Raw genomic sequence first — 26,326 nt, 5'->3', positions numbered from 1 at the left:
CACCGCCACGCAACGGTAGAACAGCATTGGGACGCCATCGGGACGCTCTTGCTTCCATTCCTGTCGTCGGATCGACATGATCGGAGGGTGGAGCTACGGCAGCTGGAGTCGTTCGTCGTCGTCGCCGAGGAGTTGCACTTCGGCCGGGCCGCGGCCCGCCTGCAGGTCTCGGGGCCGCCGCTGTCCCAGCAGATCCGCAGGCTCGAACGCGAGGTCGGCGCCACGCTGTTCGACCGGCACACCCGCGCCGTCGCCCTCACCCCGGCGGGGGCGGCGTTCCTGCCCCGGGCCCGCCGTGCCCTCGCCGCCGCGGACGAGGCCGTCGAGGCGGCGCGCGAGGCCGCCGCCGGCGGCACCGGCTCGGTCCGCCTCGGGTTCGCCGGACCCAGCTCCAACGCCTGGCTGTACCGGACCGCCCGCCGCTTCCGCGCGCACCGGCCGCAGGCCCGGCTGGTGCTGGTCACCGGCCGGTTCTCCGGCGAGCTGGCCGAGGACCTGCGCACCGACCGGGTCGACGCCGCGCTGATCCGCACCCCGGTCGACGACGACGGCCTCGTCGTCCACGAGATCGACCGGCACCGGCTCGTCGCCGCGCTGCCCGAGGAGCACCCGCTCGCCGGGCGGGACACGATCGAACTGGCGGAGTTGGCCCACGACCCGTTCGTCACCTACCCGGCCCGGCGGATGGCGGTCATGCGCACGTCGGTCGACGCGGCCTGCCTGCACGCCGGATTCCTGCCGCGCATCGAGCAGGAGGCCCCCGAGACGCACACCCTGCTGTCCCTGGTCGGGGCCGGTGTCGGGGTGGGGCTGGCGCTGGACGCGACGGCGGAGCTGCGCACGCCGGGGGTGGTGCTGGTGCCGCTGACCGACCCGCCGGAGGTGCCGCTGGCGCTGGCGTGGAAGGCCGGTGCGGTGAACCCGGTGCTGGCGGGGCTGCTGGAGGCGGCCGGTGTGGGTGGGGCGGTCGTGCGGGGTATCGGGTCGATCTGACAGTCTTCTCGTGCGGGTGTCGCGGACCACAGGCGGCGGACAGGGAGTACGGGCACGGTGACCACGGGTAGCGGCGGCGGAGGTTCCTCCACCTGGTGCCCACCCGGGCGGGCCGTCACGGTCGGCGGGGTGGCCGTGCGTGACGGCGGCTTCTACATCGGCCCGGGGCCCGAGCCGTCGACGGTCGACCCGTACCTCACCGTCGACCTGCAGTTCCCGGACTGGGACGGGCACACCGTCGGCGTGCTGTCCTACGACCGGTTCTCCCCGGCGGCCCGTGGCGCCTACCTGATGTGGCTCGCGACGGGGCGCCGCGCCGCACAGGCACCTCCGGCGTGGGCGGCGCTGTACCTGCGCGGGCTCGAACGGCGGCTGCTCGTCGACGGCGACGACGACCCGACGCTGCTCGCCGAGGCCCGAGCGCTCGGCGCGATCTACGGCGCCACCGACCCCTCGGTCGCGGCGCTCGCCGCCGGGCTGGCGCAGCCACCGCGGGCGACGGCCCCGCCGCCGACGGTGCCCTTCCCCGCGGCGTTCCCCTCGATGCTCGCCGTCGAGGTGGGACGACAGGCGCTGGCCGCCGCGCCGCTGTCGGCCGAGTGGGCCCTCGCCTGGGCGTGGTACTCGCCGGAGGTGCCCCACGGCGAGGCCGCCCGACGTGCCCCGGACCAGTTCGCCGAGCTGTGGCGCCACCACTTCCGGGCCCGCCACCCGCGCGGCTTCGTGATCCCGACCCGGCGCCGGAGGCTGGTGCTGGAGTACGTCCCGGCCAACCCGACCCTGTCGCGGCCGATGGAACGCATGGTGGCCGACGCCTCCGACGTCGTCGACCACCCGGCGGCCCTCGCGGCCCTGCGCGCGGTCACCGCCGAGGTCGAGCGGGAGCTCGCCCCGTTCGCACACCGGGTGGCGCGCAGGCCGGACAGCGTGACGGACGTGGCCGCCCAGGCGGCGCTGCTGCCCGAGCCGCTGCTGTCGGGCAGTGGCGCCTACGCCGCTGTCGTACCGCTGCTGGACTGGGCGGCCGAGGCGGTCGCCTCCGGAGGTCCGGTCGTCGTGCACGCGTCGGAGCTGGCGCAGCGATGGTCCGGTGACCTGGACCGGGCCGGTTCGCTCGCCGTCGCGCAGGTACTGGAACGGCGCGGTGTCGGCGTCGAGCCCGACGTCCGGTTCGGCGGCAGCCCGCTCGGCGACGACGGCCCGGCCGTCCTGTTCCACACCGGTCCCGAGCCGGTGTCGGCCCCGGGCCCGGCCTACGTGCTGGCCGCGGTCGCCACCGAGCTCTGCCTCGCGGTCGCCGCGGCCGACGGACGGATCGACGACGCCGAGGTCGAGCAGCTGACCGACCGGGTCGACCGGATCGAGGAGCTGAGCGCCTCCGAACGGGCCCGCCTCGGTGCCCACCGTGTCCTCGTCGGCGAGCGACGCGTGGACCTGGAGGAGGTGACCGTCCGCGCCGCCGCGCTCGACGCGAGCTCCCGCCGGGAGCTGGCCGGGGCGGTCATCGACGTGGCGCTGGCGGACGGGGCGATCGGGCCCGACGAGCTGCGGGTCGTCGTCGCGGTGCACGAGGTGCTCGGTGTCGTCGTGGACGACCCGCGGCTGGTCGCTCCCGGTGCCACCGAGACCGACCTGGCCGAGCCTGTCCCCGCCGAGCCCGTCCCCGCTGATCCCGATGTCGCCGAGCCCGACCGGGCCGGTGGCGAGCCCGCAGCCGCCGGCGTCGTCGCCCCGGGTGAGACGACCGACCCGGTCCCGGCGGACGGTCGGGAGCCGGCCGGCTCCGAGCGGCCCGAATCCGGGCGTCCCGAGCCCGTCGGCCCTGAGCCCGGTGACGACGGGGCGGAGGACCACGAAGCCGGAGGACCCGCGCCCGTGGTCGAGGTGCCGCCTCACCCGGTGGTCGTCGTGCCGGCGCCGCGCACGGTCTCGCTCGACGAGGTCCGCCTGGCCCGCACCCAGGCGTCGAACGCGGACGTCCGGGCCCTGCTCGGCGCGATCTTCGCCGATCCCGACGAGGACGAGTCCGACGAGGCCACGGAGGCCGCGACCGGCGACGGTGCCGCGCCCGCCCCGGTCGACGACGGCCGTCGCGTCGGCCCGCTCGACGGCCGGCACTCGACGCTCCTGCTCGACCTCGCCGAGGCGGGCGAGTGGTCGCGCTCCGACTGGGAGGCGGCCTGCGCCCGTATCGGCGTCCTGCCCGACGGCGCCCTCGACGTCGTCAACGAGGCCGCGTACGACCTCGCCGACGACGTCGTCATCGAGCTGCTGGACGACGGCTCCGTCGTCGTCGACACCGACATCCTGGAGGAGATGCGCGCATGACCCGACCGGCACGGATCAAGGCCCGCGACCGCGACGCGCTGATCCAGTCCCTGCGGGCCGGCGTGGTCCCACGGACCGGACAGCATCTGATCCAGGTGGGCCGCGCGCCCGAGCTGCACGCGTTGCTGGCCGACATCGGCCGGATCTCCGACGGCGGGTCCGCGGTCCGGTTCGTGATCGGCGACTACGGCTCGGGGAAGACCTTCTTCCTCAACCTGGTCCGCGCCGTCGCGGCCCAGAAGAAGCTGGTCACGCTGCACGCAGACCTGAACCCGGGGCGACGGCTGGCGTCGACCGGGGGCCAGGCCCGCGGCCTCTACACCGAGCTGATGCGCAACACCGGCACCCAGACGAGGGCGGACGGAGCCCTGGCGGCGGTCGTCGAGCGGTTCGTCACCCAGGCCATGGACCCCGCCCGCGAGCAGGGCACCACCCCGAGCAAGGTGATCCGGGCCCGGCTCGACGAGCTCACCGAGCTGGTCGGCGGCTACGACTTCGCGACCGTCATCGACGCGTACTGGCGCGGCCACGACACCGACGACGACGCCTTGCAGGCGCACGCCGTGCGATGGCTGCGCGGCGAGTACTCGACGAGGACCGAGGCGAAGTCCGACCTCGGTGTGCGCACCATCGTCGACGATGCGTCGTTCTACGACCAGCTCAAGCTGCTCGCCCGGTTCGTCCGGCTCGCCGGCTACCAGGGGCTGCTGGTCTGCCTCGACGAGATGGTCAACCTCTACAAGATCGCGCACAAGGGCGCCCGCGAGGCCAACTACGAGCAGATCCTGCGCATCGTCAACGACGTCCTGCAGGGCAACGCCGAAGGCCTCGGCTTCGTGTTCGGCGGCACCCCGGACTTCCTCACCGACTCCCGGCGCGGCCTGTACTCCTACGGCGCGCTGGCGTCGCGGCTCGGGGAGAACAGGTTCTCGACCTCGGACCTCGTCGACTACTCCGGCCCGGTGCTGCGGCTGGAGCAGCTCACGCCGGAGGACTTCCACGTGCTGCTGGAGAACGTGCGGCACGTCTACGCCTCCGGGGACCCGGCGAAGTACCTCGTCCCCGACGAGGCCGTCGACGCGTTCATGGCGCACTGCCGCCGCCAGATCGGCGACGCCTACTTCCGCACCCCGCGGAACACGATCAAGGCCTTCTGCGACCTGCTGTCGCTGCTGGAGCAGAACCCGGGACGGGACTGGCAGGAGGTCCTGGGGCATACCGCCGTCGTCGTCGAGGAGAACCCCGACCTCACGCCCCTGGAGGACGACGACGATGACCTCGTCAGCTTCTGACTCGGCCTACGCCCGCCTCGCCGAGCCGGTCCGCCGCTGGATCCACGGCCAGGGCTGGGAGGGATTGCACGACGTGCAGGCCCGCTCGGTCGAGCCGATCCTGGCCGCGGACCCGGACGTCCTGATCACCGCGTCGACGGCCGGGGGAAAGACCGAGGCGGCGTTCCTGCCGGTCCTCTCGCACCTGGTCGAGCGTCGCGAGTCGGGCACGGCCCCCGGCGGTGTCGAGGTGCTCTACCTGTCACCGCTCAAGGCGCTGATCAACGACCAGCTGCGACGGCTGGAGCCGCTGGGGGAGGAACTGGGGATCCCGGTGCACCCGTGGCACGGGGACGTCCCGGCGGGGCGGCGGAAGAAGGTGTGGCGGGACAGGGCCGGGGTCCTGCTGATCACCCCGGAGTCGGTCGAGGGCATCCTCTGTCATCGCGGGGAACGGGCGAAGTCGCTGCTGGGGGACCTGCGGTTCATCGTGGTCGACGAGCTGCACGCGTTCCCGGGCAGCGCCCGGGGCGCGCAGCTGTCCGCGCTGATGCACCGGGTGGACCTGCTGGCCCGCCGACGGGTCCCGCGGATCGGGCTGTCCGCGACCGTGGGGAAGCTCGACGCCGCCGCCGAGTTCCTGCGCCCCGGCCGCGGCGGTCGAGTGCACGTCGTGGAGTCGACCGTCGACGGCCGGGACCGCCGGACCCGGATCCACGGCCACCTCACCACCCGTGGCGCCGGCGGGTCGTCGGCCGTGGCGCGCCGCCTGCACACCCGGTTCCGCGGTACGACGAACCTGGTGTTCGCCAACGCCCGCAGCGACGTCGAGTACTACGCGGACCGGCTGCGTCAGGAGTGCGAACGCACCGGAACCCCGAACGAGTTCTTCGCCCACCACGGCAGCCTGTCCAAGGTCGAGCGCGAGGACGTCGAGGAGCGGCTGCGCTCCACCGACCTCCCGGCCACCGCGGTCTGCACCTCGACCCTGGAGATGGGTGTCGACATCGGTCAGGTCCGTGAGGTCGCCCAGGTCGGGCCGCCCCCGTCGGTCGCGGCGCTGCGGCAGCGGTGGGGCAGGGCGGGCCGGAGACCGGGGGACCGCTCCGTCCTGCGCACCTACGTCGCCGAGAACGAGCTGGCCGACGATCCCGAGCCGGTGGACGAGCTCCGCCCGCAGCTCGTGCAGACGGCCGCGATGCTGCGCCTGATCCGGGTGCACGACTGGTGCGAGCCGCCCGAACACGGCGGCCTGCACCTCTCGACGGTCGTCCAGCAGGTCCTGTCGCTGACCGCCCAGTTCGGCGGGGTGCGGCCGGAACAGGCGGAGTCCGCGCTGTGCTCGCGTGGGCCGTTCCGCCGGGTCGACGGCGAGACCTTCCACCGGCTGCTCGAGGCCCTCCACGACGCCGACATGCTGATGACCGCCGGCGACGGCACGCTGCTCCCCGGCGGCCGTGGCGAACGCGAGATCGAGCACTACTCCTTCCTCGCCGCCTTCGATACCCCGGCCACCTACCGCGTCGTCGCCGGCGGGCAGGAGATCGGCTCGGTCGACGCCGGCTCGCCGCTGGTCCCGGACTCGAACCTGGTCCTGGCCGGACGGCGCTGGCGGGTGGTCGCCGTGTACCCGGGGGAGTCGGTGGTCGAGGTCGTCCCCGACAGCCGCGGCTCGGTCGCGAACTTCCCGCCGACCGGCGCCGCCAGGGTCCACGACCGGGTCCGCGAGGAGATGCTGGAGGTCTACCGCGGCACCGACGACGGCATCGCCGACCTTCTCGACGACCGGGCCCGCGATCTCCTCGACACCGCACGGCGGGCGTTCGACCGCCTGGGCCTGCGCGACACCGACCTGATCCCGCGCGGGAACTCCGCACTCGTCCTCCCGTGGCGCGGCGACCGGATGCTCGACACCCTGCTGGTGGCCCTGCACCAGCGCGGGCTGCGGGCGGGACGGGAGGGCCCCGCACTGCGGGTCTCGGCGCCGCTGCCGCAGGTCGAGGACGCGCTCGCCGCGCTGGCCCACGCCCCGGCGCCCGACCCGGTCGACCTCGCCGCGACGGTGGCCGCGAAGGCCGAGGAGAAGTGGGACGAGGTCCTCTCGCCCCGTCTGCTCGACCAGGCCTACGCCGCCCGGGCACTCGACGTCGACGCGGTGTGGAGCTGGCTGCGCACTCGCACCCGCACCCCCGCCCCGCGTCCGGTCTCCACCGGGTCCGCGGTCGCGCTGCCGGTCGACGAGCCCGCCGCGGTGATCACGCTGCCCGGTGCCGGGGCGATCCCGGCCGGGACGGGCTACGCCGTCGTCGACGTCGAGACCACCGGTCTCGCGCCGAGCAGCGGGCACCGGATCGTCGAGATCGCCGTGGTCCGCTGCCGCGCCGACGGCACCGTCGAGGACGAGTGGCACACCCTGCTCGACCCGGAGCGCCACCCCGGTCCGGCCCGCGTCCACGGTCTGCGACCCCCCGACCTGGCTGGTGCCCCGCGGTTCGCCGACATCGCGGGCGACCTCGCCGACCGCCTGTCCGGCCGGATCGTCGCCGCCCACAACGCGAGCTTCGACCTGCGGTTCCTGACCGCCGAGTTCGAGCGGACCGGCCACACCCCACCGGCCTGGCCGGTGCTGTGCACCATGCGGCTGCTGGACCGGCTACCGGAGGTCCCGGGCCGCACCGGGCGCCGGCTGCCCGACGCCTGCGCCGCCTACGGGGTTCCCCTGCGGGACGCGCACAGCGCCGCGGGGGACGCCCGCGCCACCGCGGGGCTGCTCGCCGCCCAGCTCGCCGCGGCCGGACGGGCCGACCCGGCCGGGCTCGGCGTCCGGCCCGCGGCGCTGCCCGGGGCGTGGGCGCCCGCTGCGCCGTCGGGCCGCGTCCTGCACCGCAGCGGGGCCGGCCCTGCCGCGGACGCGCGTACCGGTGCCGGTGTCTGGCCGGACGCGGGGACCACCGCCTACGCCGAGGCCGTCGCACGTGCCCTCGACGACGGCGAGGTCACCAGCGCCGAGACCGACCAGCTGATCGAGGTGGCCCGGCTCTGGGCCGTCGGCGACGACGTCGTCGCGACGGTGCACGACCGGCTCACCGCCGGGCGCCCGCTGTCCACGGAGAGCCGGCGCCACCTCGACGTCGTGTCCCGCAGCCGGGTGCTGGCGGCCTGACCGGCCGCAAGCGGCTCAGCCGGTGACCCCGGCCCGGGCGATGTAGTCGATCATTGCCTGGTCCGGGCCACCCGCCGCGGTCACCTCGTCGGGGTTCTCGTCCCGCAGCCGGTACAGCTGCCGCTGCAACGACTCGTCACCACGGTGGAAGGTCGCCAGCAGCTCCGACCACCGCGCGGCGAGCGCCTGCACGCGCGGCTCCGCCGGGTCGGTGCCCGCGTCCATCTCGGCCTGCACGTCGGCGATCAGCCCGGGCCACGCGGCCGCTGCCGTCTCGCCCTCGGCGCGCCGCGCACGGAGCTCGGCGACCTGCTCGGGAGTGAAGTACTGCGCGAAGGTGTCGTTCACCCTGCTCACCTCGTCGATCATCATCAACACGTCCGACGGGTCGGGGTCCGGCGCGTCCCGGAGCCGGTCGACGACCGCCGCGAGCGTGCCCCGCAGGGCGTGCAGCGCCGCCAGCCGGGCGTCGACTTGGTCCAGGTGCGCGGTGAGGACGTCGGCGAACGACCCGGACGAGAGCAGCCCGCCGATCGCCTCCAGCGGCAGGCCCAGCTCCCGCAGGGCGACCACCTGGTAGACGCTGCGGACGTCGCCGTCGTCGTAGACCCGGTGGCCGGAGGCCGTCCGCGCCGACGGCACGACCAGCCCCCGCTCCTCCCAGTGGTGCAGTGTCCGCACGGTCAGCCCGGTCACCCGGGCCAGCTCGCCCACCTTCACCGGAATCCCCTCCTGTCGGGCCGCCACGTCGTGGCGGCATGATGGACGGTGCCGCCTCACGTCGCGTCAGGTGCAAGCCCCGGACGCCACGGTCCCGCCGCGACACGCCGGGTCCCGCGACACGCCGGTCACGGATTCACCCCCGCGAGTGGTCGCCCCCCGCCCACGGTCCGGTCGGTCGATCACCCTTCGCATCGGCCGCCCCGGACGTGGGGACGGAGGGTGTCCGGCGTCCTGGGAGAACCGGTTCCGTCCGTTTCACACCACACTTTTGGTACCCGTGGTGACCGGGTCACCCGTTGGTGTCGCTGCCGTATCCCCGCCGGTGAGCGGCTGCCTACTGTCCGCTTGCCGCGACGCACAGGCGTCCCGGTGGTGCTCACGGGAATCGTGAGACACGTCCGTCCCACCGGACACGATCGGGGAGAAAGACATGCGCAGGAAGCTTGCGGTCACCGGCGTCGCCGTCATCGCCACCATGGTCGCCTTCAGCCCGCTGGCGTCGGCTGCGCCCGCGCCGAAGGACGACGACGGTGACTCCTTCGTCCAGGACGTCGGCAACACCCGGGGCGACCAGTTCGGCCTGGTGAACCTCGATGACGTCAACGTCCTCAACAACGCCAACATCTGCCCGGGCGTCAACGCGGCCCTCGGCAACGTCCTCGGGATCCTCGGCGGCGGGGCGGCGCAGAACCGCGACAACCCGACGTCCTGCGACTGACCCCGACGACGACCTCCGCCCCCTGCCTCCCGCCGCCACGGGACGCAGGGGGCGGTTCCGTCCTGCCCGATGCCGGCCGGGGCTCAGTGGAAGACGTAGTCCGACGGCTCGACGCGGCGGGTGCGCTCGTCGTACTCGCGCATGTAGCCGGGCCAGTTGGTGACGATGCGCCCGGTGTCGTCGCGGTACCAGGAGTCGCAGCGGGTCCACGCGGTGCCGGGGAAGCGGGCCTGGACCTCCTCGTCGTAGGCCTGCTCGACCTCGGGGCGGACCTCCACGCCGGACGCGCCGCGGCGGGCCGCCTCCTGCAGGGCCTCGCGGACGTAGCGGACCTGGTGCTCCAGGTACCGGATGATCGAGCCGCCGGAGGTGTTGGTGTTCGGGCCGTAGAGCACGAACAGCGAGGGGAACCCGGGGACGGTCATGCCGAGGTAGGCGTGCGCGCCGTCGGACCACTCGGTGCGCAGCGACCGTCCGCCCGGGCCGCTGATCTCCATCGGGAACATGAAGTCGGTCGCCGCGAACCCGGTGCCCCAGATGATCGTGTCGACCTCGTGCAGCGTGCCGTCCTCGGTGCGCACCCCGGTCGGCTCGACGGCGGCGATGCGCGACGTCTCGACCGCGACGTTGGGCCGCTGCAGCGCGGGCAGCCAGTGCGAGCTGAACAGGATGCGCTTGCAGCCGAACGTGTAGTCCGGCCAGACCTTGCGGCGGACCTCGGGGTCGCGCAGCTGGGCCCGCATGAACAGCGTCGCGTAGAGCCGCCCCAGCCTGCCCCAGGTGGCGGGGTGGCGGATCATCAGCGTCAGTGCCTCGCAGTACTCGGTGATGAACCGGCGCCGCGCGGCCTGCAGTCCGGGCACCCGCGCGATCGCGGCCCGCCACCACGCCGGGAACCTCCGGTTCCGTCGCGGCAGGAACCAGTTCCCGGACCGCTGGAACACCGTCATGTGCCCCACCTCGGGGGCGATCGCCGGCACGAACTGCACGGCGCTGGCTCCGGTCCCGATCACGGCGACGCGACGTCCGCGCAGGTCGTGGTCGTGGTCCCAGCGCGCGGAGTGGAACATCGTCCCGGCGAACGAGTCGACGCCGGGCAGGTCGGGGGACACCGGCCGGTTCAGCTGCCCGGTCGCGACGATCAGCACGTCGGGGGTCCAGGTGCGGCCGTCGTCGGCGGTGACCGTCCACGGTCCGTCGGCCTCGTCGCGCCGGGCGTCGACGATCCGCACACCGGTCTGCACCAGCTCGTCGACCCCGAACTCGGCGGCGACACCCCGCAGGTAGGCGAGGATCTCGGGCTGCGGTGAGCAGAGCCGCGACCAGTCGGTGCGCTGGGCGAACGAGTACGAGTACAGATGGCTCGGCACGTCGCAGGCGGCGCCCGGGTAGGTGTTGTGCAGCCACGTACCGCCGATGCCGTCGGCGGCGTCGACGATCGTGACGTCGCGGATGCCGTGGGCCCGCAGCTCGATCGCGGCGGCGATGCCGCCGAACCCGGCGCCGACCACGAGAACGCTCGGTGCGTGCACGGGACCTCCCTGTCTCCGGAATGCAGCAGCGATCACCGTAGCGATGCGGCCCGGGGCCCCGGGTGCCCGTCCCGGCCCGTGCGGGCCGTCTCCGACCTCACACGACGGGGCCGTGCGACCCGGCCCGCGACGGAGCACAGTGGAGGGTGAACGGCCGACACCGGGCCGGCCGGGAACGGAGCACAGTGATGAGCACCGTCGTCGTCGGCGTGGACGGATCGGACGCGGCCCTGGACGCCGTCGCATGGGCGGCCCGCGAGGCCGCCGCCCGGCACGCCGACCTGCTGCTCGTGCAGGCCTTCAACGTGGCCGGGCTGTACGCGGACGCCGCCGTCGCACCCCTGCTCGACGACGTCGAGGAGTCGATCCGCGAGGAGTCCCGCGCGACCCTCGACGCGGCCCGGCACGCCGCCGCGCAGGCCGCACCCGAGGTCGCGGTCGACGTCGCCGAGGACCGGCGGGCGCCGTCGACGGCACTGGTCGAGCGGTCCGCCACGGCGGAGCTGCTGGTGCTCGGGTCCGCCGGGCGCGGGGCGATGGGCACCGCGCTGGGGTCGGTGACCCTCGCCGTGGCCTCGCACGCGGGCTGCCCGGTCGTCGTCGTCCGCGGCACGTCGTCCGACGGGCCGGTCCTGGTCGGGATCGACGGCGGCCCGCTGTCCGACGTCGCGCTGGAGCACGCCTTCGCCGCGGCCGCCGAGCACGGCACCGGGCTGGTCGTCCTGCACGCCTGGCACGACGGCCGGTCCCCGGCCCTGCGCGCGACCGGTGCGTTCGACCGGCTGCGCGAGGCCGAGGAGCGGGCGCTGGCCGAGCGGCTCGCCGGCTGGTCGGAACGCTATCCCGACGTCGCCGTCGAGCGGGTGATCGAGCGCGCCGAGCCGGGACGGGTGCTGGCCCAGCGCAGCGGGGCGGCGCGGCTGGTCGTCGTCGCCACCCGGGGGCGGGGCGGGTTCACCGGGCTGCTGCTCGGCTCGACCGGACTCGCGCTGGTCCAGCGCGCGGACTGCCCGGTGATGCTGGTCGGGCCCGCCGCGACGGCCTGAGCGGCTACGACCGGAGCGCGGGGTCCAGCGCCGCGGTGAGCGCGGCGACCGTGACGTCGCCGCGGTACTGCTCGCTGTTGACGAACAGGGTCGGCGTGCCGCGCACGCCCGAGCGCACCGCCGCGTTGAACCCGGCCTCGACGCGGTCCTCCGCCAGCCGCGTCGCCGGCCAGACGACCCGGTCCGGCCGCACCCCCGCGGCGACGGCGTGCTCCCGCAGGTCGTCCTGGCGCAGCCGCGGCGGACCGGGGGCGAACAGGGTGTCGTGCATCTCCCAGAACCGGCCGTCGAACCCGGCCATCTCGGCGGCGAGGGCGGCCGCGATGGCGTGCGGGTGCACCTCGTGCAGCGGGAAGTGCCGGAACGCGAACCGGAGCCGCCCCTCGAAGCGGTCGCGGACCTCCTCCAGCACCGGTGCGGCGTCGCGGCAGTAGGGGCACTCGAAGTCGCCGTACTCCACCAGCGTCAGCTCGGCCTCGGGCGGGCCCAGGACGTGGTCGTACGGTCCGACGGGCGGATCCAGGCTGATGACGGCCTCCTCGTTGCGTCCCGCGACGGGCGGGGCAGGATCAGCACATGGCGGTGGTGACCTTAGCCGAGCGCGGCGACCTCTCCGATGCCGCGCGGCGGTTCCTCGGGACCGAGTCCGGATCGGCGGTCCTGCTGGTCGGGGCGGCCGTCGTCGCGCTGCTGTGGGCCAACCTCGGCGGCGGGTACGAGACGTTCTGGCACACCCCGCTGGCCGTGTCGTTCGGGGAGTCCGCGCTCGACCTGGACCTGCGGCACTGGGTCAACGACGGCCTGATGGTGCTGTTCTTCCTCTCCGTCGGGCTCGAGATCGCCCGCGAGACGACGCTGGGCGAGCTGCGCGGGTTCCGCGCCCTCGCCGCACCGGCCGCGGCCGCGCTCGGCGGACTCGTCGTGCCCGCGCTGTTCTTCCTCGCGCTCAACGCCGGCGGCGAGGCGGCGGGCGCCTGGGGGATCGCGATCTCCACCGACACCGCGGTGATGCTGGGTGTGCTCGCGCTGCTCGGGCCGCGCTGCCCCGACCAGCTGCGGGTGTTCCTGCTGGCTCTGGCCATCGTCGACGACATCGGCGCGGTGCTGGCGATCGCGCTGTTCTACACCGACGAGGTCGACCTGCTCGCGCTGCTCGTCGCCGTGGTGCTGCTCGCCGGGCTGCTCGCGCTGCGCTGGGTGCGGTTCTGGCGGACGCCGTTCTACGCCGTCGTCGGGATCCTGTGCTGGGTCGCGGTGCTGCGGTCGGGGGTGCACCCGAGTGTCGTCGGCGTCGCGCTCGGGCTGCTGGTCAACGCCTACGCGCCGCGTCGCACCGAGATGGTCGAGGCCGTCCGGATCGGGAAGAACTTCCTGCTCGACCCCACCCCGGAGCGGGCCCGCACCGCCCGCGCGGTCGCGGTCGCCGCCGTCTCCCCGAACGAGCGGCTCCAGCAGGCCATCCAGCCGTGGAGCAGCTACGTCATCGTGCCGCTGTTCGTGCTCGCCAACGCCGGGGTGGTGCTCTCCGGCGAGACCCTGTCCGCGGCGGCCACCTCCCTGCTGACCTGGGGAATCGTGCTCGGTCTCGTGGTGGGCAAGCCGATCGGTGTCGCCGTCGGGACCTGGGTCGCGCTGCGCACCGGGATCGGGCGGGTGCCGGACACGCTGCGCTGGGGACAGCTGCTCGGCGGTTCGGCGCTGTCGGGCATCGGGTTCACCGTGGCCCTGTTCGTCACCGAGCTCGCGCTCACCGACGAGCTGCTCGTCGCCGAAGCCAAGATCGGGATCCTGGCAGGGTCGGTGCTGGCCGCGCTGTCGGGCTGGCTGGTGTTCCGGCTGGCGGGGGAGCGGGGCGGGCAGTGCGCACCGAGCGGGCTGCCGACGCTGCCGCCGCGGCCCTGGCGCCCGGTCGACTGATCTGCGTGGTCCTACGGAGGCCCCGCCGCCCGGGATCCGGGCACGGTGGACGGGACCGACGGAAGGAGACGGCCGTGCACGGTGCACTGCGCGCGATCCCGGTCGGCCTGGTCGCGGGGCTCTGCGCGGCCGTCCTCGCCTACCACCTGATCGGCGATGTGAGCGCGGCGTCCGCGCTCGCGGACGGGATCCGGGCTCACGAGCCGCCCGTGGTGGGGTGGCCGGGTGCTCTGCTCGCGGCGGCCGGGCTGGCCGGATGCGGGACCGCGGTCGTCCGCGGGTGGGCCCTGGCCTCGCCGGTCGTGCTGTGCGTCCTGGCCGGCCTGCTGGTCGGGTGGGCCGGGCGCGTCATGACGGCGGCGTCGATCGGCGCGAACATCGGTGGCGGCCTGATGCTGCTGATCGGGCTGCCGCTGTCCGGGATCCTGGTCCTCGCCGCGGTCGTGACCGCGCTCGTGATCGCCCGGCGGTCTCAGAGGGACGCGAGGATGTCGAAACCCGACCCGTCGGCGACGGCCATGTAGATGCGCTGCTCGGCGCGGCCGTCGCGTACGGTCACCGGTCCGCGCGGGCCGACGTAGTGGCACCGTCCGGCGGCCTCGGACAACCGGACCGCGTCGGTGGTGCCGACCCGGTTCGCCAGGGCGGCGAGGACCCCGACGCCCTCGTAGCAGGACTCGCCGGGCGCGCACGGCAGCGGTGCGCCGGGGCCGAACCGGCGGGCGTAGCGGGCGCCGAAGGCCAGGCTCTCCGCGGTCGGGAGGGCCTCGAAGTAGCCGGCGGCGGTGAACACGTCCTGCGACGCCCCGGCCCCGGCGCAGGCCAGCATGCTCTCGTCCATCAACGGGGAGAACCGGGCGTACCGGCTCTCCAGCCCGCGCCGGGCGAACTCGCGGTGGAACGCGACGGCGTCGGAGCCGACGAGCAGCGTCAGGACCCCGTCGACGTCGAGGTCGGCCAGGTCGTCCAGCACCGCCCGGTGGTCCGAGGTGCCGAGCGGCACGAACCGGGTGTGGTCCAGCGTCGGCCCGCCGGACCCGTCGAGCGCGGCCCGGGTCCGCGCGATCGACCGGTGCGGCCAGCGGTAGTCGTTGCCGATCACCGCCCAGCGCCGGACGCCGATCTCCCGGGCCATCCACCGCAGCGCCGGGGTGAGCTGGATGTCCGGTGTCTCACCGATCGGGACGACACCCGGCGTGGTCTCACCGCCCTCGTAGAGCGCGGTGAACACGTACGGCACCAGTCCGCGCAGCGCCGACGCGAGCCGCACCCGCACCGGGGAGATGTGCCAGCCGACGACGGCGTCGATCGCCCCGGTCCGCGCCGCCTGCGCGACCGCCGTCGCCACCTGGTCCGGCGCCCCGGACCCGTCGAGGATCCGCAGGTGGACGGGGCGGTCGAGGACCCCGCCCACCGCGTTCAGTTCCTCGACGGCCAGCCGGGCGCACAGGATGCACGACGGCCCGTAGATGCCGTCGGAGCCGGCCGAGGGCACGACGAGGCCGACGGTGAACGACGGTCTCGCAGTCGACGGCATCGGACGCACCCCCACGGACGCTTCGACGACCGGAACGCCGGCGCGGGGCGGGGTGTTCCCGCCGTCACACCGCGCGGGCCCACGGTCCTTCGGCCCTGAGCGGACCGGCGCCGGCCCCACGAGGATCGACGGCGAGGAGGTGGCCGACGATGACGACCCGACGGACGGTCCCGGTGGTGCTCGCGGTCGCGGCGATGATGACGGTGCCGCACGGATGGCCCGCCGGACCGGGGCGTCCCCGGCCGAGGCGCGCGTGCCGCGGCCCGGCGACACCCTGCTGCCCCGTGCCGGCCTGCAGTACGACCGCGCCCGCACCCTCGCCGCGCCGCCCGCCGAGGTGTGGCCGTGGATCGCGCAGCTCGGCCAGGACCGGGCCGGGTTCTACTCGTTCCAGGCCCTGGAGAACCTCGCCGGGTGCCGGATCACCGGCGCCGACCGCGTGCACCCGGAGTGGCAGCACGTCGAGCCGGGGGACCGGTTCCGGCTGCACCCCGACGTCGCGCTGCGGGTGGCCGCCGTCGAGCCCGGCGCCCACCTGGTGGTGACCTCCCGGGGCGGCGACGCACCCGGCCGCACGGACACCTCGATGACCTGGCTGTTCCACCTCGCGCCGGTCGCGCTGCCCGACGGCACGCCGGGCACCCGGCTGCACCTGCGTGAACGCTACGAGACCGGAGGTCTCGTGGAGCGGGCGGCGGTCCGGCTGACCGGCGTGGTCAGCGCGGTCATGACGTGGCGGATGCTCGGACGGCTCGCGGTGCTCGTGACCGGGGCGCCCGCGCACCCGTCCGGGTGGTCGGGGCCCGGCGTGCCGCTCGGCTCCCGCCGGCCGGCCCGATGCCTGGCAGGGTGGTCGGCCCAGAGGCGCTGAGCCGACCGGACCCGGAAAGGACCTCGATGTCGCAGCCGCACCCCTCCGACTCCAGCCGGATCGCCGCGATCCTCGCGCACCTCTCGGCGCCGATCGCCGCGATCCTCAGCGCCGGGCTGCTGAGCCTGGTCGGCCCGCTGCTGGTCTGGCTGGTCAAGAAGGACGACCCGTTCGCGCGCCGGGCCGCCGCCGGGGCGTTCAACTTCAACCTGTCGTTCTGGGTGCTGTTCATCCTCTGCTGGATCCTGATCTTCACCGTGGTCGGGATCGTGGTGGCGCTGCCGCTGATGCTGGTGCTGTTCGTGGTGTCGGCGTGGTGCCACATCAAGGGCGCGGTGCGGGCGTCGAACGACCGGCCCTACGACTACCCGTTCCAGCTGCGCCTGCTGTCCTGAGCGGGGCGGCCCTCAGCCGGCGTCGGCGGGGGTGAACGTCTCCCGGTGGATCAGGCGGGGGGCCATGCGGCGCCGCTTGAACGCCCTGACCCCGGCCTCGACCATCCCCGGCGGCCCGCAGAGCCAGCCCGACCAGCCCCGGGCCGATCCGACGTCGTCCAGGAACAGGTCGGTCGGGAGTCCGGTGCGGTAGAACGTGCCGTCGGGCGGGCTCTCGTGGGAGAGCACCGGAACGACGTTGACGTTCGGGTGGGCCTCGGACAGACGGGCCAGGAGGTCCAGGTCGTAGAGATCGGCCGCACCGCGGACCCCGTGGTACAGGAGGATCTCGCGGCCCGGTCGGCCGGCGAGCGCGGTCCTCACGATGCCCAGCAGGGGGGCCAGCCCCGTGCCGCCCCCGATCAGCACCATCGGCTCGCCGCCGTCGTCCTCCGGGTCGAGGAAGAAGTCGCCCAGGGGCCCGGCGGCCCGTACCCGGTCGCCGACGGCGAGCCCGTCGAAGATCCAGCGGTCGGTGGCCGTGCCCCCGGGGACGAGCCGTACGTGCAGCTCCAGGACCTGGTCGTCGTCGGCGACGTTCGCCAGCGAGTACTGCCGACGAGCACCCGAGCCCGGGACCGTGAGCTCCACGTACTGGCCCGCGTGGAAGGCGAGCGGGTCGGCCAGCCCCAGCCGCACCCGGCGGGTGTCCCGCGCCATGTCCTCGATGTCGACGACGACGGCGTCCAGATCGCGCAGGGGGTGGGTCCGACGCCCCGCGCTCCCGCCGCCCGGCCCCGACGGTGCGACCTCCGCGTCGGAGCGGAGCCGGGCCTGGCAGGCGAGCGCCAGACCGGCGGACCGCTCGTCCTCGGTCAACGTGCCGAGCGGCGAGTCCCGGTGGTCGACCTCGCCGCTCAGCACGCGCACCTTGCAGGTGCCGCAGGTGCCCTGGTTGCACGAGTTCGGCATCCACGCCCCGGCGCGGAGGAACGCGTCGAGGACCGACTGGTCCGGCCCGCACGTGACCCTCCGCCCGGCGACGGTCGCCGTGAACGCCATGCCCTCACACCTCCCACACGGTGTGCAGGGTGGTCGGACCGCGGAATCCCCAGCCCCAGAACTCGACGTCGGAGGAGGTGTCGCGTTCCAGGTTCGGGATGGCCTCGAGCAGCTCCTCGAGCGCGATGCGCATGACGTGGTTGGCGTAGTAGATACCGGCGCAGGCGTGGTTGCCCGCCCCGAAGGCCAGGTGCGGGAGCGGGGGCCGGTCGATGTCGAACCGGGTCGGCGCCTCGTACCGGTCGTGGTCGTGGTTGGCGGAGCCGTAGGAGAGGATCACCGGGGTGCCGGCCGGGAGGTCCACGCCCGCGACCGTCACGGGCCGGGTCGAGATGCGTGCGGTGGCCGACCAGATCGGCGACGTCCAGCGCATCCCCTCCGAGACCGCTCGCGGGATCAACGCGGGGTCGTCGACGACCCGCTCCATCTGCTCGGGCTCGCCGAACAGCCCGACGAGGGTGGAGGCGATCCCGTGTCCGGGCTCCTGCATCGCGCCGAGCAGGTACACGTAGACGGTCGGATAGATGTACTCGCGGTCGCGGGTGCGCCCGGGGGGCATGCCGTCGTGCAGCCAGCGCGAGATCGCACTGTCGTCGGGGTGGGTGATCCAGTGGTCGATCAGCGGGTCCACCACGGCCTGGATCTCGGCCTTCGCCCGGTCGCCCTCGGCGAAGCCCTCCGGGTTGGCGAACTCACCGCTCTCGGTCATGGCCGCGTTCGTGAACGATCGGTTGAGCTTCGCGAACCAGTCGCGCAGGACGTCGGACTCCACGTCGCGGAGCCCGAGGAGGTCACCGAGGGACCGCACACTGACCGGCTCGCAGTACTGCGCGACCAGCTCGGCGCGGCCGTCGTTCTCGAAGCTCTCCAGGTAGCGGCGGGCGATGGGACGGACGAGGTCCTCGACGTAGCGGTCGACCTCGACCGGCTGCAACGCGGGCTCGACCATCCCGCGCAGGTCGGCGTGGACGTCCCCGTTGACCCCGATGATCGCCGGGTGGCCGAAGGTGCGCCCGCCCGCCGGGGTGATGACGGCCTCGAAGGCGGCGCTCGTGGCCACCTCGCGGCAGACCTCCTCGGTGGACGCGACGTAGGAACCCAGTACCGGGACGTAGGCGAGTGGTGCCTCGGCACGCAGCCGCTCGTAGGTCGCGTACGGGTTCCGCTCGAGGTCGGTCATCGTCACGTCGTCCAGCCACGAGAGGTCCGGGGTGCGGGCGTCGTTCACCGCCGTCATGGGGGTGGCTCCTTCACTGCGTCGGTTCGGGACGGCGAGAAGGTAGGCGGGGTCGTCGGGGCCTGACGACACCGATCGCGCGGTTTCGGCACCCATCGCGCGAGGAGTTCGAACGTGATCGGTGTCGGATACGATCGAGGGCATGGCCGCACGCAGGGGTGCGCCACCTCGGGACTGGGACCAGGTGTCGCAGAGCGTCGCTGACGTGTACTTCCCGCACGAGCTGACGCCCATCGGTCCTCGGAGCAGGCCTCGGCTCACCCTGCAGACACTCGATCTCGGCCCGGTGCTCCTCGGCTACGTCGGCTGGGGCGCCGACATCGCCATCGACTGCGACTATCCCGGAGCGTACGAGGTCAACATCCCGTTGACCGGTCACTTCGTCAGCCAGACCCGTCGCGGATCGATGACCTCCGTCTCCGGCCAGGCTGCGGTCTTCCGGGCCGACAGCGCGTGCCGGATCACGCACTGGGACGCGACGTGCACCGTGCTGGGGGTCAAGTTCGACCGCACCTGGCTCGATCGCGAGGCGGAACGCGTACTGGGCAGCGACCCCGTCCGGGTCGCCGGCGTCCTGCCCGACCAGCTCGATCTCGACCGGGGCGGAGGTGAGGACTGGCGGAGACTCGTCAACAGTCTCGCCAGCCACCTTCGTCGCCCGTCACTGTTCGCCGGCTCGCCCGTGGTCTCCGAGCAGCTGGCCGGCGCGGTGGCCGCGGGATTCCTGCTGACGAGCTGCCCCGACCTGGGCACCGGGTCGCCCGCGCGGCCGCGCACGGTGTCCCGGGTCGTGGACGCGGTCCGTGACGACCCGGCCCGGCCCTGGACCGTGGCGGACATGGCGGTCCTCGGGAGCACCACCGTGCGACGGCTGCAAGAGGGCTTCCAGGAGTGGATCGGATGCTCCCCGATGGAGCACCTCACGACCGTCCGCCTGCAACGGGCGAAGGCGGACCTGGAGAGCCGGACGTCGCACTCGGTCAGCGATGTCGCGGCGAACTGGGGGTTCTCGAGCCCGAGCCGGTTCGCAGCCGCATTCCGCCGTCGCTACGGCCTGTCGCCCTCGGAGTTCCGTCGGTACCACCACCACGGCGGCTCGCCCTGAGCACGTCGCCGCTGCGGGCGGGCGGCCGGACCACGGCTCGGTGCGGGCGCCGGGCGGGACCACCGGCCGGGGCCGGTCGCTGTCGGACGTCGCTGTCGACCGTCTGCGGAACGCCGCTCTCGGCGACGTTCCCGCTGGTCGGGGTGGCGGGATTTGAACCCACGGCCCCTCGCTCCCAAATCGGTGAATCGGTGTCCGGGGGTGTGCACGACCGGAGGCGTTGCGTCCAGGCAGCCCAGGATCATGCGCCTGTGTCGTGGGGTGTTGCTGTCAGCGTTCGCTGTCAGGCTGATGCCGGTCCGGGGCGGGTGGCGCCGGCAGGCTTCCGGTCAAGCGTCTGGCTCCGCCGTGTGGTCACGACGGTACCGGAGCCAGGTTCGGACGATCATGGCAATGCATATCGCCGCGAGACCGAACCCCAGGATGGAGATCATCAGAGAGCCAGTCCGGCCAGCGGCAGAGTAGGTCAGAGCGGACCCCGTTCCAGTGCACGCCATCGCGACACACAAGCCCCACCACGGCGCGGATCTTCGCCAGAAGGAGCTAGCCACCAACGCAGTGTGGCGCAGGTACACGATCATCCGCCTCGGTAGGAGGCGGTTGGGGGTGATCGGCGAACGGCTGCGCGCCGGGCCGACCGAGTTGCAGGTGAGGTTCCACCGTCGGGCGACTGTCTGCTCGCCTGGCACCTAGAGATTCCCAGGTCGTGGTTCTGGACGGTCCGGGGGAGTGCGGGACGGTGCCTCTGAGCTGGGGGAACGCATCGGGACGGTCGTGGCCGGTGGGTGCTACTGGTGGTGGTTTCAGGTAGGTAAACGTGGGGTTCGCTCTTGAGGTAACCGGGTGAGGGGGTTGGGCCCACACCTCCCCGGCTTCCTCGTCCTGACCCCGCACCTCGTCGTGGTGGTGGTGTCCAGGGGCGGCGTAGCCGCTCGCGTAGCGACGCGGAGCGCCCTGGACGGCAGCGCCGCGGCGTGGACACTACGAGGAGAGGGGCAGTGCTGCCCCCGTGGTTCACCCGGTGTCCTCTTCGATGTGAAGGCTGTCCCGGTGTGTCAGGCCGTCTCGGGAGCAACCGTCGAACGTGCGATGAACAGCGATCTCCTGACGCTATGTGGTATCGCTACACGGGAGAGCGAACGCTGTCGCTGCCTAAATGCTGCCGACGATCACAGCGTGCCCCCGGACGTAGCACTCGGCTCGATCTAGTTCGGCCGCCGTCCAAAGTTCAGATTGAGCGAGAGCGCCAGGGCTGTGTGGACAATAAACGGCCCGCCTAGCGAGAGATCCGCATGATTGCGTCGATGGTAGAATTTGACATAGTTCTCATCTCTACCCGGGAAAATGTTGGCTATAGCGCCCGCCAGAAACAACTGCTGAAGAACCTGGTCAACATCGAAGTCTTCGGTCTTTGCAATCTGATCGAAAAGCGCTTCGAACTCACTCCTTGTGAATCGTCGGTATTCCAGGCGAGACATGCTTCCGATAACAGTATTCGAAAGGTTAGCCGGAAGTAGCCCAATAAGTTCGTTTGCCATCTCGTTGCCAAAATACTGCTTGCAGTAGGAGTTAACACCCGCTCGAATATTCTTTATCGACAGCTCAGAGACCTCACGAGACTGCTCCTGAATCTTCTTCAGCAGAACGATCATGTCGCGAGGGGTACCCCTCGTTAGCTCCATCAAGTAGCGCGACATTCCGAACGATCGTCCGCCGGTCCGCTGAGCAACTTCCATGCGTGCAGGAAAATAAGACTCGACCAGGTTATCAATCACAGCGCCGCTTGCGGAGGCTTTCTTCTCGATGAGATCCCAAAGGTAGCTATCCTCGGGGGTGTCAAGACCATAAGACCAGTCGAGCTCAATCGCCCAGCTTTGGCGAATCTTATTCGAGTCCGGAAGCGGAATCTTCATGAAGATATCGCTTCGACATAGCAATACAATCCGTAGTCCGCTACGCGCCCCACGAAGGCGCATGTGCACCGCGTTTGCGGCCCTCAGTAGGGCGGCAAGTTGATCCCAGTAGCCTGCACTGCCGATTACTGCGCTGTCCAAGCCATCGATCGCCAATATATGCTCGTTCGGCGAATCAACCGCCGCACATATCTCGGATAGAACATCTCGCAACTGACCTAGATTTACCCGCCGAGCTCCGCTCGCCTCAGTCGAGTATTCGTAGACTTTTGGTGCCGTAAACTTGTGCTGCTTCTTTCGAATCTCTTGAATCACCGAGCGAAAATCACCGTCGATGGCACCGAGAGTCCTTAGTTCGGAGAATAGAGACTGCGAGTCAAGGTCGCGCTGACACGAGGCAGCCTGATCGCTCATTACCGAACCGAACAACTGGCACCAGATCCACACCGACCAAGATAGTTCAGTAACCTCGTGACTGCCCGACATTGTCGCATCATTCTTCAGGGCGCCGCGAATCTCTCCCAAGTCACGCCGGATTACGAATGAGTCGTAAGCACCTTCGGCTTTCAGTCGACGATACTCGACATAACTGGATTTTCCTGCACCTTTTGGGCCAATCAACAGAAACGCGTCACGTGATTCGACACGCTCAGATGTGTCCGCGAGATCGTAGTATCCTCGAACAAGCAGCTCTGGTCGCTTCTCTCCCTCGGCTTCTGCGGACGCCTCGCCAAAGTAGAGCCTACTGAACTCCCGCAGGTTCCGGGCCACAGTGCACATCCTCGATCGGGGCCAACGTCATGGATCTCCACCGAGCAGCTTAGCGGAGACCGTGCGGCACCATTACCATCATCAAGTACTGCTCGTTCAAGGTCTCCGTGGTCATGTGGCGATCAAAGTCGTTGACCTCTGACTTGTCGGCGCCTGTCGGCCCCGTCCCTGGTGGCGGGGTGCGTTCCCCCGCCTCCGCGCGGAGCGCCGGTCATGACCGTGGAGGCTGCTGTGTCAAGGGCCGCCGAAAGTAGTCGGCGCTAGTCGATGCGCAGCACCCTTGATGCAGGGGGCGGCCATGTGACGCTGCAGGGGCCGTCAGGTCCCCGTAGGAGGCGGTCCGCCCGATCCCTTGGCCTGCGGCCTTGAGCACGATCCTAATCCGCAATCGTCCCCCGGCCTGGGTCGCTTGTCCCTGTCGCCTCAGCTCGTCGGCGGTGGGGCTTCTCTGTCTGCGCCGGGACTGACTCCGTGGCGGGCGTGCGCGCGCCGGCCGCCGGGCCGGAGGCAGGAGGCGGATGGCGGCGACGCCGCCCGTCCGGCCCGTCAGGGCCGGCTTGAAGACGTAAAGAAAGTTCTCACCGACTCGAGCGCTGGTTGCTGGACGCCGAACGGGCGTCGTGCTGGCCGCCGTTCAATGGCATCGGTCAGTCGACTGGGTCGGGTGATGACGGCCAGAAGCGGATGAGCCAGGACTCAGTTCCGCTCACTGGTCTCGCCAGACCGATGGCATAGATTTCAAGCGACGCTGCTCGGCCGTGAACAATCGCTTCTACTGTGTAGTGACCTGCGGTCGGGAGGGGTACTGTCGACTCTTTGTCGCTTCCCCACAGGATCACTTGATTTTTGCTGAACTCCGCTTGCACAACCACTAGCTGGCCTCCCTCTCCGGTTGAGCAGGTCTCGGGAGGGCCGTCCCAGACTTCGTACTGGCACCGGATGACCTGATATGTGGCACCGGTGGTGAAGTAGACACCATCCTGGTTCGTTGCCGCGACAGGTTGTGAATCGCCGAACAGGACGTCTGGGTAGTCGAATGCTCCAGGGGTGACCTCGAAGGAGAACGTCCCGGCGTCGACGGTCAGCGCGACGTCGTGGCTGACGTGTAAGCGAGCAGGGCGCGGTCGTTCAATGGTCACGACTGTCAGGATTGCATCGGACAGGCATCCGATGCTGACAGTCCACTCTGACGGGTCCTTTCGGCTGCCCCGACTCTTGGTGGCTCATCGGATCGGATGCTCCAGTGGGAGCTGTCGGCTACTCGCCGAGCAGGGGGATGAGGTCTCCGAACAGTTCGGGCGAGAGTGCCACCGTGCTGGTCGACTCCAGGGAATGCTGCTCGCCGAAGCGGTCGACCACCAGCGCACCGGACTCCCGGGCGATGAGCGTTCCCGCTGCGGTGTCCCACGGCTTGTTCGCGAGGATGACGGTGGCGTCGATCTTGCCGTGGACGACCCAGGCGAGGTCGGTGGCTGCCAACCCCACCATGCGGACCACCACGAAGAACGTCGACGACGCCATCGCGGTTCGGCGCCAGCGGGTCACGTCCGGTGCTGCCCCCCGGCCGGTCCAGCTTGCCGCCCGCGACCTCGACGACGCCGCGGAGATCACCACGACCGCCGTCGCCGCCTACCTGGCCGAGTACGCGACCAAGGCCACCGAGACCGCCGGGCACCTGTCGACCCGGCTGCGGCCGGACACGGTGCGCTCCTACACCGACCACACCACCCACACCGGGCGTCAGATCGACGCCTGCTGGCGCCTCGGACAGCGCCCCGGTGGCTGGGACCCCGACGAGTGGTCCGCGTCGTGGGGGCCGTTGTGGCGGTGGGCGCACATGCTCGGGTTCGCCGGGCACTTCTCCACCCGCTCGCGGCGCTACTCCACGACGTTGACTGCGCTGCGGCAGGCACGGCGGGACTGGCAGCGCGACCACGCCAACCCCCGCCCCGCCGCCGACGAGGTCGAGCGCCTGGAGAGGGCGAGGACACCACCGAGGTCGTCATCTCCGCCCTGCACTTCGCCGGGATCGGCTGGCACACCGCCGACGCCCTACTGGCCAACACCGCCGCCGCACAGGCGCGGGCCAGGAGGCGCACCGCTCGCGAGGAACTGGCCACCACGACCGCATGAGCCCTGGGAGACCCCATGAACCGCGTGTTCCTCACGGCGGAGGAAGCCGCCGACGCACTGCACATCAGCCGCAGCAAGATCTACGACCTGATCCGCAACGGCGACATCGTCTCGATCAAGATCGGCCGCCTCCGTCGCGTCCCGGTCGACGCCGTGCAGGACTTCGCCCGGCGGCTGATCGAGGCGGGGGAGGACGCCGCATGAGCAAGAACGTCAACGGTGACGGCAGCGTCTGGAAGCGCAACGACGGCCGCTGGTCCGGCGCCGCGTACGTGAGCACCAGTACCGGCCGGATCGAGCGTCGGTATGTCTACGGGAAGACGAAGAAGGAGGCCCTGAGCAAGCTCGTCGGCCTCCAGGGCCGCCACGACAAGGGCATCCCGGCCGGGCCGACGAAGCTCACTGTGGAGCAGTTTCTGACCGAGTGGCTGGACCACATCAAGCTGCACGTGCGGCCTCAGACCTGGGCGGGCTACGAGAGCAACGTGCGCAACCACCTCGTGCCGAGGCTCGGTAGGAAGAAGGTCACCGCGCTATCGGTGCGCGACGTCCGGCTCATGGTCGATGACCTGAAGGCCGGCGGGACCAGCGCGCGCATGGTCCAGTGGATCCACTCCACGCTCCGGGTCGCGTTGCAGCACGCCGTTTCCGAGGAACTGGTGACCCGCAACGTCGCCCGCAGCGTCCGGGTCGCCCAGCCGCCGCGCGACACCCTGAGCGAGCCGCTGACCGCCGACGAGGCCACGGCGTTCCTGCGGGCGGTCAAGACCCATCGCCTGCACGGGCTCTGGGTGACCGTCCTCGTACTTGGTCTCCGGCGCTCGGAGGTGTGCGGGCTGCACTGGGACGACGTCGATCTCGACCGCGGCACCCTCAAGATCCAGCGCGGACTGCAGCGCACGGGGGGACGGTTGCAGGAGCTGCCGACCAAGACCCGCCGGTCCCGCCGGACGGTGCCGCTGCCCGCGATGGTCGTCGACGCCCTGCGCGAGCACCAGGAGCGCCAGCGCGCCGAACGGACCGCGGCCGTGCGGGGGACCTGGACCGACACGCCCTACGTGTTCACCTCGTCGATCGGCACCCCGCTCGAACCGCGGACCCTGACTCGCACGTTCCACGCGCTGCTCGAACGGCACGGGTTCCGCAAGGTACGGCTGCACGACCTCCGGCACACCTGCGTGAGCCTGCTGCTCTCGCTCGGCGTGCACCCACGGATCGTCACGGAGATCGTAGGCCATAGCGCGATCGAGATGACGATGAACGTCTACGGGCACGTGACGCTCGACAGTCAGCGCGACGCCCTGGACCTGCTGAACACCCAGCTCGGCGCCGGTGCCGAGAACACCGACGAGCACTGAGGTTGCTGTCAGCTGCCGCTGTCAACCGCCTCCGGAACGCCGCTCGCGGCGACGTTTCCGCTGGTCGGGGTGGCGGGATTTGAACCCACGGCCCCTCGCTCCCAAAGCGAGTGCGCTACCAAGCTGCGCCACACCCCGTCGCCCGCAGTCTAGCCCCGTCCCGGCCGCGCCCCGGCGCCGCCGTCGGCCCCCGGTGTGTCCCGCGCTACAGCGACCGGGCGTTGCTCCCTCCGCTCCCGTCTTCCTAAGGTAAGCCTTACCTTAGTGAAGGAGG

At 71.9% G+C, this 26,326-nt stretch carries 23 protein-coding genes and 1 tRNA gene; 14 read left to right on the top strand and 10 right to left on the bottom strand.

Going from position 1 to position 26,326, the window contains the following annotated elements; translation table 11 throughout:
• Nucleotides 1–87 precede the first annotated feature (87 nt).
• From ND486_RS09245 to ND486_RS09230, 4 genes are read left to right on the top strand one after another with little or no spacing between them, the layout of a single operon-like run.
• A complete protein-coding gene (locus tag ND486_RS09245) occupies nucleotides 88–993 on the top strand; it encodes a LysR family transcriptional regulator (RefSeq protein WP_251783829.1) in 906 nt (301 codons plus the stop codon).
• A 57-nt stretch (nucleotides 994–1,050) separates the two neighbouring features.
• Nucleotides 1,051–3,321, top strand: coding sequence for a TerB N-terminal domain-containing protein (locus ND486_RS09240; protein WP_308215829.1), 2,271 nt, complete (start codon nucleotides 1,051–1,053; stop codon nucleotides 3,319–3,321).
• Complete coding sequence (locus ND486_RS09235; RefSeq protein WP_251783825.1) at nucleotides 3,318–4,613, top strand: ATP-binding protein; 1,296 nt, start codon at nucleotides 3,318–3,320, stop codon at nucleotides 4,611–4,613. Before ND486_RS09240 ends, ND486_RS09235 begins: the two co-directional genes overlap by 4 nt.
• The gene (locus tag ND486_RS09230) at nucleotides 4,594–7,755 is read left to right on the top strand and encodes a DEAD/DEAH box helicase (protein WP_251783823.1); all 3,162 of its coding nucleotides are present in this window, start codon (nucleotides 4,594–4,596) and stop codon (nucleotides 7,753–7,755) included. Before ND486_RS09235 ends, ND486_RS09230 begins: the two co-directional genes overlap by 20 nt.
• A gap of 15 nt (nucleotides 7,756–7,770) precedes the next feature.
• Here the strand turns inward: ND486_RS09230 and ND486_RS09225 are convergent, their stop codons facing one another.
• Nucleotides 7,771–8,475 carry a MerR family transcriptional regulator gene (locus ND486_RS09225; protein ID WP_251783821.1) on the bottom strand — a complete coding sequence of 235 codons (705 nt, stop codon included), beginning with the start codon at nucleotides 8,473–8,475 and terminating at the stop codon, nucleotides 7,771–7,773.
• Between the two features lie 433 nt (nucleotides 8,476–8,908).
• Between ND486_RS09225 and ND486_RS09220 the strand changes: the two genes are divergently transcribed.
• On the top strand, nucleotides 8,909–9,196 hold the full coding sequence (locus ND486_RS09220) for a hypothetical protein (protein ID WP_062396993.1): 288 nt from the start codon (nucleotides 8,909–8,911) through the stop codon (nucleotides 9,194–9,196).
• Nucleotides 9,197–9,279: 83 nt separating this feature from the next.
• Here ND486_RS09220 and ND486_RS09215 read toward each other — a convergent pair whose 3' ends face one another.
• The gene (locus ND486_RS09215; RefSeq protein ID WP_251783817.1) at nucleotides 9,280–10,728 is read right to left on the bottom strand and encodes an NAD(P)/FAD-dependent oxidoreductase; all 1,449 of its coding nucleotides are present in this window, start codon (nucleotides 10,726–10,728) and stop codon (nucleotides 9,280–9,282) included.
• Between the two features lie 188 nt (nucleotides 10,729–10,916).
• On the opposite strand from ND486_RS09215, the gene ND486_RS09210 reads away from it, so the two are divergent.
• Nucleotides 10,917–11,774, top strand: a complete 858-nt coding sequence (locus ND486_RS09210; RefSeq protein ID WP_251783815.1) for a universal stress protein — start codon at nucleotides 10,917–10,919, stop codon at nucleotides 11,772–11,774.
• 4 nt (nucleotides 11,775–11,778) lie between these two features.
• Here the strand turns inward: ND486_RS09210 and ND486_RS09205 are convergent, their stop codons facing one another.
• Entirely contained in the window at nucleotides 11,779–12,264 is a 486-nt protein-coding gene (locus tag ND486_RS09205; RefSeq protein WP_285898520.1) for a DsbA family protein, read from the bottom strand.
• Between the two features lie 86 nt (nucleotides 12,265–12,350).
• Here ND486_RS09205 and nhaA point away from each other — a divergent pair, with 86 nt between their 5' ends.
• Nucleotides 12,351–13,691, top strand: coding sequence for a Na+/H+ antiporter NhaA (nhaA, locus tag ND486_RS09200; protein WP_251783811.1), 1,341 nt, complete (start codon nucleotides 12,351–12,353; stop codon nucleotides 13,689–13,691).
• Between the two features lie 74 nt (nucleotides 13,692–13,765).
• Nucleotides 13,766–14,215, top strand: coding sequence for a hypothetical protein (locus tag ND486_RS09195; RefSeq protein WP_251783810.1), 450 nt, complete (start codon nucleotides 13,766–13,768; stop codon nucleotides 14,213–14,215).
• Here ND486_RS09195 and ND486_RS09190 read toward each other — a convergent pair.
• Nucleotides 14,164–15,228, bottom strand: coding sequence for a substrate-binding domain-containing protein (locus tag ND486_RS09190; RefSeq protein WP_251783809.1), 1,065 nt, complete (start codon nucleotides 15,226–15,228; stop codon nucleotides 14,164–14,166). The genes ND486_RS09195 and ND486_RS09190 overlap by 52 nt on opposite strands.
• A 214-nt stretch (nucleotides 15,229–15,442) precedes the next feature.
• Here ND486_RS09190 and ND486_RS09185 point away from each other — a divergent pair, with 214 nt between their 5' ends.
• Together ND486_RS09185 and ND486_RS09180 are read left to right on the top strand one after the other, a co-directional pair.
• Nucleotides 15,443–16,099 (top strand): hypothetical protein, encoded by a 657-nt coding sequence (locus tag ND486_RS09185; RefSeq protein ID WP_251783808.1) that lies wholly within the window; start codon nucleotides 15,443–15,445, stop codon nucleotides 16,097–16,099.
• 26 nt (nucleotides 16,100–16,125) lie between these two features.
• Entirely contained in the window at nucleotides 16,126–16,494 is a 369-nt protein-coding gene (locus ND486_RS09180) for a DUF4870 domain-containing protein (protein WP_251783807.1), read from the top strand.
• Nucleotides 16,495–16,506: 12 nt separating this feature from the next.
• On the opposite strand, the gene ND486_RS09175 is transcribed toward ND486_RS09180, so the two are convergent.
• Together ND486_RS09175 and ND486_RS09170 are read right to left on the bottom strand one after the other, a co-directional pair.
• Entirely contained in the window at nucleotides 16,507–17,535 is a 1,029-nt protein-coding gene (locus ND486_RS09175; protein WP_251783806.1) for a 2Fe-2S iron-sulfur cluster-binding protein, read from the bottom strand.
• Nucleotides 17,536–17,539: 4 nt separating this feature from the next.
• Complete coding sequence (locus tag ND486_RS09170) at nucleotides 17,540–18,772, bottom strand: cytochrome P450 (protein ID WP_251783805.1); 1,233 nt, start codon at nucleotides 18,770–18,772, stop codon at nucleotides 17,540–17,542.
• A gap of 142 nt (nucleotides 18,773–18,914) precedes the next feature.
• Between ND486_RS09170 and ND486_RS09165 the strand changes: the two genes are divergently transcribed.
• The gene (locus ND486_RS09165) at nucleotides 18,915–19,877 is read left to right on the top strand and encodes an AraC family transcriptional regulator (protein WP_251783796.1); all 963 of its coding nucleotides are present in this window, start codon (nucleotides 18,915–18,917) and stop codon (nucleotides 19,875–19,877) included.
• Nucleotides 19,878–21,082: 1,205 nt separating this feature from the next.
• Here the strand turns inward: ND486_RS09165 and ND486_RS09160 are convergent.
• From ND486_RS09160 to ND486_RS09150, 3 genes are all read right to left on the bottom strand, one after another.
• Complete coding sequence (locus ND486_RS09160) at nucleotides 21,083–22,561, bottom strand: P-loop ATPase, Sll1717 family (protein WP_251783794.1); 1,479 nt, start codon at nucleotides 22,559–22,561, stop codon at nucleotides 21,083–21,085.
• 647 nt (nucleotides 22,562–23,208) lie between these two features.
• The gene (locus tag ND486_RS09155; RefSeq protein WP_251783792.1) at nucleotides 23,209–23,700 is read right to left on the bottom strand and encodes a hypothetical protein; all 492 of its coding nucleotides are present in this window, start codon (nucleotides 23,698–23,700) and stop codon (nucleotides 23,209–23,211) included.
• 118 nt (nucleotides 23,701–23,818) lie between these two features.
• Complete coding sequence (locus ND486_RS09150) at nucleotides 23,819–24,049, bottom strand: inositol monophosphatase family protein (protein WP_251783790.1); 231 nt, start codon at nucleotides 24,047–24,049, stop codon at nucleotides 23,819–23,821.
• Here ND486_RS09150 and ND486_RS09145 point away from each other — a divergent pair.
• Genes ND486_RS09145 through ND486_RS09135 form a run of 3 tightly spaced genes read left to right on the top strand, consistent with a single transcriptional unit; the run spans nucleotide 24,048 to nucleotide 26,052 of the window.
• A complete protein-coding gene (locus tag ND486_RS09145; RefSeq protein ID WP_251783788.1) occupies nucleotides 24,048–24,713 on the top strand; it encodes a replication initiator in 666 nt (221 codons plus the stop codon). The genes ND486_RS09150 and ND486_RS09145 overlap by 2 nt on opposite strands.
• Nucleotides 24,710–24,898 carry a helix-turn-helix domain-containing protein gene (locus ND486_RS09140; protein ID WP_251783786.1) on the top strand — a complete coding sequence of 63 codons (189 nt, stop codon included), beginning with the start codon at nucleotides 24,710–24,712 and terminating at the stop codon, nucleotides 24,896–24,898. Before ND486_RS09145 ends, ND486_RS09140 begins: the two co-directional genes overlap by 4 nt.
• A complete protein-coding gene (locus ND486_RS09135) occupies nucleotides 24,895–26,052 on the top strand; it encodes a site-specific integrase (RefSeq protein ID WP_251783777.1) in 1,158 nt (385 codons plus the stop codon). The genes ND486_RS09140 and ND486_RS09135 overlap by 4 nt, the downstream gene beginning before the upstream one ends.
• 61 nt (nucleotides 26,053–26,113) lie before the next feature.
• Here ND486_RS09135 and ND486_RS09130 read toward each other — a convergent pair.
• Nucleotides 26,114–26,190 (bottom strand) — tRNA-Pro (locus tag ND486_RS09130).
• Between the last annotated feature and the right edge of the window lie 136 nt (nucleotides 26,191–26,326).

This window comes from Pseudonocardia sp. DR1-2, from assembly GCF_023717215.1.
In the GTDB taxonomy this organism is placed as follows: domain Bacteria; phylum Actinomycetota; class Actinomycetes; order Mycobacteriales; family Pseudonocardiaceae; genus Pseudonocardia; species Pseudonocardia alni.
The sequence above is the reverse complement of the archived record's forward strand: the minus strand, read 5'-3'. Positions and strand labels throughout refer to the sequence as shown.